8 protein-coding genes are annotated in these 9,383 nt (G+C 70.1%); 7 read left to right on the top strand and 1 reads right to left on the bottom strand.

Features of this window, described 5'->3' with window-relative positions:
• Together BZY54_RS40190 and BZY54_RS40195 are read left to right on the top strand one after the other, a co-directional pair.
• On the top strand, window positions 1-330 hold a 330-nt coding region (locus BZY54_RS40190), incomplete at its 5' end, for a fumarylacetoacetate hydrolase family protein (protein WP_208640917.1).
• 371 nt (window positions 331-701) lie between these two features.
• Window positions 702-2,321, top strand: a complete 1,620-nt coding sequence (locus tag BZY54_RS40195; RefSeq protein WP_341868728.1) for a purple acid phosphatase family protein — start codon at window positions 702-704, stop codon at window positions 2,319-2,321.
• A gap of 148 nt (window positions 2,322-2,469) precedes the next feature.
• Here BZY54_RS40195 and BZY54_RS40200 read toward each other — a convergent pair whose 3' ends face one another.
• Window positions 2,470-5,730: a family 78 glycoside hydrolase catalytic domain gene (locus tag BZY54_RS40200; RefSeq protein WP_086730299.1), complete on the bottom strand. Its 3,261-nt coding sequence runs from the start codon at window positions 5,728-5,730 to the stop codon at window positions 2,470-2,472.
• 541 nt (window positions 5,731-6,271) lie between these two features.
• On the opposite strand from BZY54_RS40200, the gene BZY54_RS40205 reads away from it, so the two are divergent.
• The 5 genes from BZY54_RS40205 to BZY54_RS40220 form a co-directional block, all read left to right on the top strand.
• Window positions 6,272-6,652, top strand: coding sequence for an SDR family oxidoreductase (locus BZY54_RS40205; RefSeq protein WP_086730300.1), 381 nt, complete (start codon window positions 6,272-6,274; stop codon window positions 6,650-6,652).
• Window positions 6,653-6,727: 75 nt separating this feature from the next.
• The gene (locus BZY54_RS51260) at window positions 6,728-6,901 is read left to right on the top strand and encodes a hypothetical protein (RefSeq protein WP_158103993.1); all 174 of its coding nucleotides are present in this window, start codon (window positions 6,728-6,730) and stop codon (window positions 6,899-6,901) included.
• A 210-nt stretch (window positions 6,902-7,111) separates the two neighbouring features.
• A complete protein-coding gene (locus BZY54_RS40210) occupies window positions 7,112-8,197 on the top strand; it encodes an aromatic ring-hydroxylating oxygenase subunit alpha (RefSeq protein WP_086730301.1) in 1,086 nt (361 codons plus the stop codon).
• Window positions 8,198-8,214: 17 nt separating this feature from the next.
• Complete coding sequence (locus BZY54_RS40215) at window positions 8,215-8,418, top strand: hypothetical protein (RefSeq protein WP_341868729.1); 204 nt, start codon at window positions 8,215-8,217, stop codon at window positions 8,416-8,418.
• A gap of 29 nt (window positions 8,419-8,447) precedes the next feature.
• Window positions 8,448-9,383 (top strand): PDR/VanB family oxidoreductase (locus tag BZY54_RS40220; protein WP_086730303.1); only part of this gene is annotated, 936 nt, incomplete at its 3' end.

Here is a 9,383-nt window from a genome sequence, read left to right on the forward strand (position 1 = left end):
CGGCGGCCAGACAGAAGTGCTCTCAGGCTGGTCACCGCGGACGAGGTGCCCGATCCGCAGCGGCTGGCCCTGCGGTCCTGGGTGAACGGGGCCGTCCGGCAGGACTCCAGCACCGCCGACATGATCTTCCCCGTGGCAGGGCTTGTCGGGCACCTCTCCCGGTTCCTGGTGCTGGAACCCGGCGATGTCATCAACAGCGGGACCCCGAAAGGCGTGGCCCTGTCCGGACGGTTCCCGTACCTCGTCGACGGGGATGTGATCGAGGTGGAGATCGGGGGACTGGGCCGGCAGCGCACCCGCTGCGCCGCGGCCCATGTCGCCCCGCGCTGAGCCGTACCGGCGCCCGGCGCCCGGTCAGGGCAGCGGCGGCGGGACGACCTCGGGACGCACCCCAGCCGGACGGGCGCCGGCGCCGAACGCCGGCGAGCGGATCTCCCGCAGCCCGTCCGTCGTCTGACACGTACGGCCGCGCGAGGAACCGCCGACGCGCCGACTGGATCCAGTGTCGGACGTCGCAGCTGCCCGGCGGCCGCCGCCACTCCCCTCCGGCGCAGCGGTCGCACCGTCATCGCCCTCCCCGCCACCGGCGCGACGGTGCTGGGATGCGGCGAAGCGACCGGTGTGGCTCAGTGGGTGCAAGGTTCACCTTCCGTTCGCTGTGTGCTCGCCTGCCATGACGGTTGTGGCGAGAACGTACGGCCGTGAATTCTGACGAAAAGCTGTTCGCATCGTTCATGTCGCGCCGCGGCGTACTCACGGCCACCGGAGTCGCCGGCGCGGCCCTCGCGGCCGGTCCGCTGCTGGGCGCCGGGTCCGCCGCCGCAGCCGGGCAGGGCAAGGCCTCGGTACAGGCCGGGGGCGGAGACCCGGCCTCGGTGCTGGGCGTGCGCGCCGCCGACCCGGTGAACACCCCTGCGGTCAACGGCCTGCACCTGCAGTTCGGCTCGGACGCGTCCGCCGAGGTCGTCGTCTCCTGGCACACCCTGCGGCCGGTGAAGAACGCGCGGGTGCTGCTCGGCAACGCCAAGGGCCAGTACACGCACACCTTCGGCGCGCAAACGGTCAGCTACACCGATGCCAAGTCGGGCCAGGAGGTCTACGCCCACCACGCTCACCTGACCGGCCTGCGCCCGGACACGGACCACGTCTACCTGGCTGCCCACGACGGCGCCCAGCCGGAGTTCGGCTCCTTCACGACCGCGCCCAAGGGCCGCGCCGCGCTGCGCTTCACCAGCTTCGGCGACCAGGGCACCCCGACCCTGGGCAAGCTGTCCAACGGCACGTATGTCAACGACAACCTGGGCAGCCCGGCAGCCGGCAACCTGCCCGCCGGAGTGGAGCGGGTACGTCCGCTCTTCCACCTGTTCAACGGCGACCTGTGCTACGCCAACCTGGCCGCCGACCGGGTGCGCACCTGGTCCGACTTCTGGGACAACAACACCCGCAGCGCCCGCTACCGCCCCTGGATGCCGGCCCCCGGCAACCACGAGAACGAGCTGGGCAACGGCCCGATCGGCTACCAGGCCTTCCAGACCTACTTCGCCCTGCCGCGGCAGGAGGGCCAGACCGACACCACCCGCGGCCTGTGGTACTCGATGACCGCCGGTTCGGTGAAGGTGATCTTCCTCGCCAATGACGACGTCTGTTACCAGGACGGCGGAAACAGCTACGTGCGCGGCTATTCCGGCGGCGCGCAGAAGAAGTGGCTGGAGAAGGAGCTGAAGGCCGCCCGCGCGGACCGGGGCATCGACTGGATCGTGGTCTGCATGCACCAGGTCGCGATCAGCACCGCCGACCAGTTCAACGGAGCCGACCTGGGCATCCGCCAGGAGTGGCTGCCGCTGTTCGACCGGTACGGCGTCGACCTGGTGGTCTGCGGCCACGAACACCACTACGAGCGCTCGCACCCGATCCGCGGGCAGCAGCAGAACGCCACGTCGACCCCGATCCCGGCCTCCACCAGGACCGACGTCATCGACACCACCCAGGGCACCGTGCACATGGTGATCGGCGGCGGCGGCACCTCGGCCCCCTCCAACCAGCTGTTCTTCAACCCGCCGGCCTGCCGGGTGATCACCTCGGTCACGGCCCCGGACTCCAGCACCGGTAAGCGCTCCCCGGTCTACACCCGCGAGGACGCCCCCTGGTCAGCGGTCCGCGATGCCGCCAACTCCTACGGGTTCGCCTCCTTCGACGTGGACCCGGGCAAGCGAGGCGGCCTGACCACGATCACGGTCACGTACTACGACGTGACCGGCACCCAGGGCGAGATGAAGCCCTTCGAGACCTTCACCCTCCAACGCCCCCGCCGCGACGCTTGACGCCGCGCAGCGGCACACGGCACCTGAGCACCCGAGCACCTGACGAAGGCTCTGCGTGAGATGCACCTTGCCCGAGGCCTCCCTGGTGGGAGCCTCGGGCAAGGTGCTGCCCTGTCACGGGCGGCGATCGGATTCGGATGCTAGCGCGTCAGTTCTGGGCTCCCGGCGGGTGGGGGAGGGCACCGACGCCGGTCGCCGGCGTACTGGTGCACACGCTGGTGAGCCGGTCGTCGTGGGCGGCGCCGCCGCCCGGGTGGGTGGTGAGGGTGTGGCAGCCCGGCCCGAGGTCCTTCACCGTGACGACGCCGCCGGTCGCCGAGAAGGTGTAGGGCACCCGGTCGACGTACACGGTGGTCCGGCCCTCGCCGCCGGTGGGCACCGCGACGGTTGCCTTCGTGTTCGCCGGCACCTGGGTGACCATGCGGAGGTCACCGGCGTCGCCGTGGTCGAAGGCGGTGCCGATGGTGCCCTTGACCGTGGGGACGGTGATGGTCGCGTAGTCCAGGTCGCCCGGCTTGGGCGCCACTTCGAACGTCGCGTAACCGGCGGTGGTCGGCTGGATGCCGAACAGTCCGGTGGGGACGGTGAACGCGGGCGAGGCGGCCCAGGGGTGCGAGTAGGTGAGGTTGGATTTCAGCGAGGGGTCCCAGGCCTCGGCGGTCGCGCCCGCACCCAGCTTGATCATGTTCATCCAGCTGCGGGTGCCTTCGGAGGTCAGCAGGCCCAGCGCGGCCGCGTCCTGCCCGCCGTCGTAGAGACCGCGGATGAGGAAGGCGGCGCAGTAGACGCTGCACACCATGCCGCGGGAGGCCGCGTACTTCGCGGCGGAGGCCCGCTCGCGGTCGGTCGGCACGCCGAAGGCCAGCGCGAACGCGGACGACTGCACCGCGGCGTGACTCTCCACGACACCGGCGCTGGTCATGCCGTCCACGTACCGGCCGTTGGCCGCGTCGTACAGCTTGTCGTTGATCGCGGCCCGCATGCGGTCGGCGATGGCGGTGTACGCCGTGGCGTCGCCGCTCTTGCCGATCGCCCCGGCGATGTCCGCCATGTCGCGGTAGGCGCGGTAGGACAGCGCGTTGACCACGGTGTTGTAGGTGTGGAAGACGAACCCGTCGCGCTCGCTGGCCGGCCAGTCGACGATGTCGCAGTCGGTACGGCTGCTGCAGCCGTCGGAGCCGGTCGTCTTGGCCACCAGGCCGGTGGTGTCGTCGAGCCACTTGGTCGGCAGCTTGGCCTGCAGGGTCTGGTAGAAGTCGGCCAACTGGCCGGGGTCGGCGGTCTGCTGCCAGGCGTCGTGGACGGCAAGGATCACATACAGCGGCCACTCCGTGGGCCAGGTGCGGTTGCCCTGGAAGTAGTTCAGCGTGTACTTGCCCAGCGAGATGTCGGGGTCGAGATCGAGGGCCGACTGCAGCTGCAGGTAGGTGTCGGCCTCGTACGCGCCTCTCTCGCGGGTCCAGGAGTCGACGTAGAGGTTGAGGTTGGTGGCCTCGATGGTGTTCTTGGACAGCTGCCAGACCTGGTTGAGGTTGTCGTTGGAGGAGGTGAACCTCGCGGCCGACTCGTCGAACGGGTAGAGCAGTGCAAGGGCCTGCAGGTTGTCCTTGGTGACCGGTTCGGGTGCGTTGAGGATCTCGACGTAACGGAAGACCCTGATGCCCCAGGTGTCGAAGGACTGCTTCCCGTCGCGCAGCGTGTAGACGTCCTCGTAGGTGTTGCCGGTGTTGAGCTGGTAGCGCACGGTGTTCTCGGCCGAGGTGACCTCGCCGTACCGCACGGTCACTCCGTCGCCCGCGGTGCCGTCGGCGACGGAGTAGTGCACGCCACCGACCCAGGTGCGGCCGAAGTCGACGAAGTAGTCGCCGTTGCCCTTGTCGACGATCTTGACCGGCTGCTCCAGCTTCTGCTGCACCTTGGCGGTCGGGGTGGCGGTCAGCGCGGGCAGGGAGGCAGAGGTGCTGACGGCGCTCCAGCCGCTGTCGTCGAAGCCCGGCTCGTCGAAGCCGGTCGGGAAGCGGGTGTTGTCGATGTTCTCCTTCGGCGCGGAGTAGTAGCCGGTGCCGACGCTGCCGACGTCGGGGAACACCGAACTGCCCGAGAGCGCCTTCCAGTCACGTCCGGTGCCGAAGGTGTCCGTGGTGCCGTCGGCGTACCGCACGACCAGCTGCGCCTGAAGCCGCTGACCGCTGGTGGTGTAGGCGATCGCGCCGAGGGCGTTCGGGCCGCCGGACTTCAGCTGCGAGGTGACGTCGAAGCCGTCGTACCGGCTCTCGGACCCGACCGACTGCGTGGGACCGAGGCCCACGAAGCGGCCGTTGACGTACATCTTGTAGACGTACTGGCGGGCAGGCTTCGGGCTGGTCGCGGTGGCGAAGAGGGTCGCCCAGGCGATGTCCTTGTCGGGCAGCGAGACTTCGTCGCGCAGGAACGCCCAGTTGTTGGACGCCGCGCCGACCAGGCACGAAGTGCTCTTGCCGACCGTCAGTGCGCCGCCGCTCACCGTGCCGCACGGGAAGGTCGCGTCCCCGCTGCCGAAGCCGGTGGACAGCAGTGTCGTGCCGCCGTGCGCGTCGTCGGTGACCTTGAGGTCGTCGACCGTGCCGGTCTCGGTGCCGCCGGTGCGCACACCGACCACGCCGTAGGACCAGGTCGCATCCGAGGTCCGGTCGACGACCGTGCCGTCGATGCTGGTGGTGATCGTGCTGCCCTCGGCGGCGATGGCGACGTCGACCTGCTTGCCGACGGCCAGGGTTCCGGCGGGCAGGTTGACGGTCTTGAGGACGGTGTAGGCGCCGCCGACCTGGACGTGCGTCTTGAGCTGGTTGTCGGCGCCGCGCAGCTGCCACATGTAGGAGTTGGAGGAGTCCTTGGCGCGGAAGGTCAGCCCCATGGCGACCGCGGTCACGGTGACCTTGGCGTGCACCGTGTAGTCGGTCCAGGTGGTGGCCGGGTTGGGTGACCAGATCGACTGCGTCGTCCCCCAGTCGGTGCCGGGGCCCGTGCCGAACCAGGCCGGCCGGGACCAGGCCGAAGCCTCGCCGTGGGCGTCCCAGGTCCGCACTGTCCAGTAGTAGCGCTGGGAGGTGTGCAGCGGGGCGCCGCCGTAGCCGACGTTCGTCTGCTGTGCGGAGCCGACCCGGCCGGAGTCCCACAGATCGCCCTGGTGCGCGGCGGCCTTCCCTGGGCTGGAGGAGACCACGACCTGGTAGGCGGTCTGCGTGGTGTCGGCCGGATCGACCCAGGACAACCGTGTCGCGTCGAGGTTCTCCAGGTCGGCCGGCGCGGCGAGGCCGTCGACGGTGAGCCCGGACGGTGCTCGGGAGGCGGAGGGAGCCCCAGAGGGCGGAGCAGCGGTGGCCGCGGCGCCGTAAGCCGCCGGACCGGTGACGAGCCCGAGAGCGCTCATGATCGTCAGAGCGGTGATGCATCTCTTTATTCGGGCGGAGGAGCGGAGCACGCTCACCTCCGGAGTTCGGGTTAATGAAACGATTCAATAAGTGTGGCGTCAGTCACTGTACCCGTCCCCCCTCTGGCCTGCCTAGGGATTGGTGAGCGAACCGTGGATCTCTGAAGGCGACCTCGTTTGCGGCAAGTCCGGCGGTCGGCGATACCGGTGAATAAAAGCGAGAGCGCCGCGGAGGGGCCTGCCGGCCAGGCCGGGGGAGGCAACACCCGGTGCTCCATCGGGCTGTGGCCTGCCGTCCCGGCCGAGCTGTGCAGGCCGCAGGCCGTGGTCGAGGTCGGTTGCTCCGGCCGCTCTCCAAGGATTCGATCCTGTGGCAGGAGGAGCACGAGCCAGCCACGGTGAGGGCAACTCAGTGTGATTTCCCGTCAACTCATCGCGGGACTGTGAACGACGAGACTTCCGGGGCTATCGACGCTCGGCTGAGCGACGCCTACTGGCTCGAGGCTTCGGAAAGGGATGACCACCGGAGCCGTGCACTGTCCTGGCTGCCGAGCCGGCAACGTCTTTCGCCCGTAGACCGGCCCCTGATGCAGCCGGGCGATGGGAACGCGTCGACGCCGACGCCACCAGCGACGAGGACTGCCGACGCGCCGTCACCGCCTGCGCGAAGCGCCTCGACGGGCGCCTCGACGTCCTGGTCGACAACGTGGCCTCCGGCGAACGGTCCGGTCTCTTCGAGGTCCGCACGGACGACTGGGACCACGTCGTGGACGTGTACCTCAAGAGCGCCTGGCTGATGACCCGGCACGCGGAGCGGGCGCTGGGGGAGTGGGGCGTGTTCGTCAACATTTCCTCCGTGGGTGCCCAGAGGCTCGGCCCCGGCATCTCTACAGCGTGGCCGAGGCCGGCCTGGAGAACCTAAAAGGGCGCGGTGAGCGCACTGGGACCGCGCGGCATCCGCGTCAACTGCATACAGATCGCGGCGATCTGGTAGTCGATGGCGGCCCGCAACATCCCCGCCGGGGCCCGCCGCCGCGATCGTCCTCGGCACGGAGGGGACGCCCTGGGGTCCGGCGTACGCGGCCTGTTCCCGGCCGGCGACAAGGCGCGCTGGATCTCCGGGCACATCCTCACCGTCGAGGGCGGCGGCATGGGCCGCCCGCCCCGTTGAACGGGCCCCGCCTCGGCCTTCCGTTCAACGGAAGGCGCCCTGTTCGCAGGCCCGTGTCCGCAGCACTCTGGAAACCGCCGGCGTTCCACCCCGCCCCTCGGGGCAACCGGCGTCCGTGACCCGCGACCCCCCACCCGCGATCCGAAGCCCACAACTCCAGTCCGCAGTCCGTCGATGCGTCGGGTCCGCCCGAACGCAAGGGAGATCACGATGACGACGACGTCGTTCGCGCACAACCAGTGGTACGTGGCCGCCTACGGCAGCGAGATCGGGCGGGAACTGTTCACCCGCACCATCTGCGGCGAGTCGATCCTTTTCTGGCGCACCGAGGCGGGCGAGGTCACCGCCATGGCGGACCGGTGCGTCCACCGCCGTTTCCCGCTCTCCGAGAAGCCGAGCCGGCTGGACGGCGACACGGTCGTCTGCGGCTACCACGGCTTCACCTACGGCGCCGACGGCGTGTGCGTGAGCGTGCCCGGCCAGAAGCGGGTGCCGCGCACCGCCCGGCTCACCTCCTACCCCGTCAAGGAGCAGGACTCCTTCGTGTGGGTGTGGATCGGCGACAAGGACAAGGCCGACGAGTCACTCATCCCGCGCGCTCCCTGGCTGGACTCGCCCGACTACACCACCGTCTGTGGCATGGAGCCGCTGGCGGCCCGCTACGGCCTCCTCGTCGACAACCTGCTCGACCTGTCCCACGAGACATACCTGCACGGCGGCTACATCGGCACCCCCGAGGTCGCCGATACCCCCATCACCACCGAGGTCGACGAGAAGGCGGGCGTCGTGTACGTGAGCCGGCACATGGACGACGCCGCCTGCCCGCCGTTCTACGCCAAGTCCACCGGCATCACCGGCCGCATCACGCGCTGGCAGGACATCGAGTACCACGCCCCCTGCCTGTACCTCCTGCACTCGCGCATCGCCCCGGTCGGCGCACCCGGCCCGAACGCGGACGGCGGCGATCCGGACGCCTTCCACGTCGAGGTCGTCTACGCCATCACCCCGGAGACGGAGACCAGCACTCACGACTTCTGGGCCGTGGCCCGAGATTTCGCGCTGGAGGACCAAGAGGTCTCCGACTTCCTGTGGGAGAACAACCGCACCGTCGTCCTCCAGGACGTCGTCGCCCTCAACAGGCTCGAGCAGGTCATCGCCTCCGAGCCGGCCGGGACGCAGGAGCTCAGCATCAACATCGACACCGGTGGGCTGGCCGCGCGCCGCATCCTCAAGCGGATGGTCGAGGCCGGCACGGCGGCATCCACGGCCGCCGAACCCGCGGCGGCCGTCCGATGAGCCCGCAGCCTACGACGATGCTCAACGGAGACGGGGTCTACCGGATCGTGTGGGTCCCGGGCACTGACCGGTTGCGCGGCTGGTGCTGGTGCGGCGAGTCCCGGGAGTCCGAGGACCCGGTGGAGCTGTGGGCGTCGTTGCTCGCCCATCCCGACGAGCACCCGGGCCGGGGAACCGCCCCCGCTCCGGGCCCCGCGCCCACCAAGCTCGTCGGCGCCTGACCGCGTACTCGCGTACTCAAGGACCTCTGATGACCACAAGCACCACCGCACCCGAGGCCGAACTCGACCTCGTCGTGGCCCGCCGCACCGACGAAGCCGACGGTGTGGTCTCCCTCGACCTGCGCCGGGCCGACCACGCCCCGCTGCCCGCCTGGACGCCCGGCGCGCACATCGATCTGGTGCTCGCCCCGGATCTCGTACGGCAGTACTCGCTGTGCTCGTCGCCGGACGACACCCACGTATGGCGCGTCGCCGTCCTGCGGGAGGACGACGGGCGCGGCGGATCCCTCCAGGTGCACGACAAGCTGGCCGAGGGCGACCCAGTCCGGGTGCGCGGCCCGCGCAACCACTTTGCCCTGGAGCACGCCGAGCGGTACCTCTTCATCGCCGGCGGCATCGGCATCACCCCGATCATCCCGATGCTGGAGCAGGCAGAACGCCAGGGATCCCCATGGGAGTTGGTGTACGGAGGTCGGACGCTTTCGTCGATGGCCTTCCGCGACGCACTCGTCACGCGGTACGGGGAGCGGGTGCGGGTCCGACCCGAGGACGCGTACGGGCTCCTCGACCTCGGCGAGCTCCTGGGAACGCCGCGGCCCGGCACACTCGTCTACTGCTGCGGCCCGGAACCACTCCTCAGGGCCGTCGAGGAGCGGTGCGCCGACTGGCCGCCCGGCACTCTTCACGTCGAGCGGTTCGCGCCGAAGGAGCTTCAGCCGCCGGTACGGGACGGGGCGTTTGAGGTCGCGCTGGCGCAGACCGGAATCACGGTGACCGTCCCGCCGGACAAGTCCGTGCTGCAGGCGGTCGAGGAGGCTGGGGTGCAGGTCCTCTTCTCCTGCCAGGAGGGCACCTGCGGCACCTGCGAGACGGCCGTGCTGGAGGGCACGGTCGACCACCGCGACTCCCTCCTCACCCCCGCCGAACAGGAGGCGCACGACACGATGATGATCTGCGTCTCCCGG

The organism is Streptomyces carpinensis, assembly GCF_002154505.1.
In the GTDB taxonomy this organism is placed as follows: domain Bacteria; phylum Actinomycetota; class Actinomycetes; order Streptomycetales; family Streptomycetaceae; genus Streptomyces; species Streptomyces carpinensis.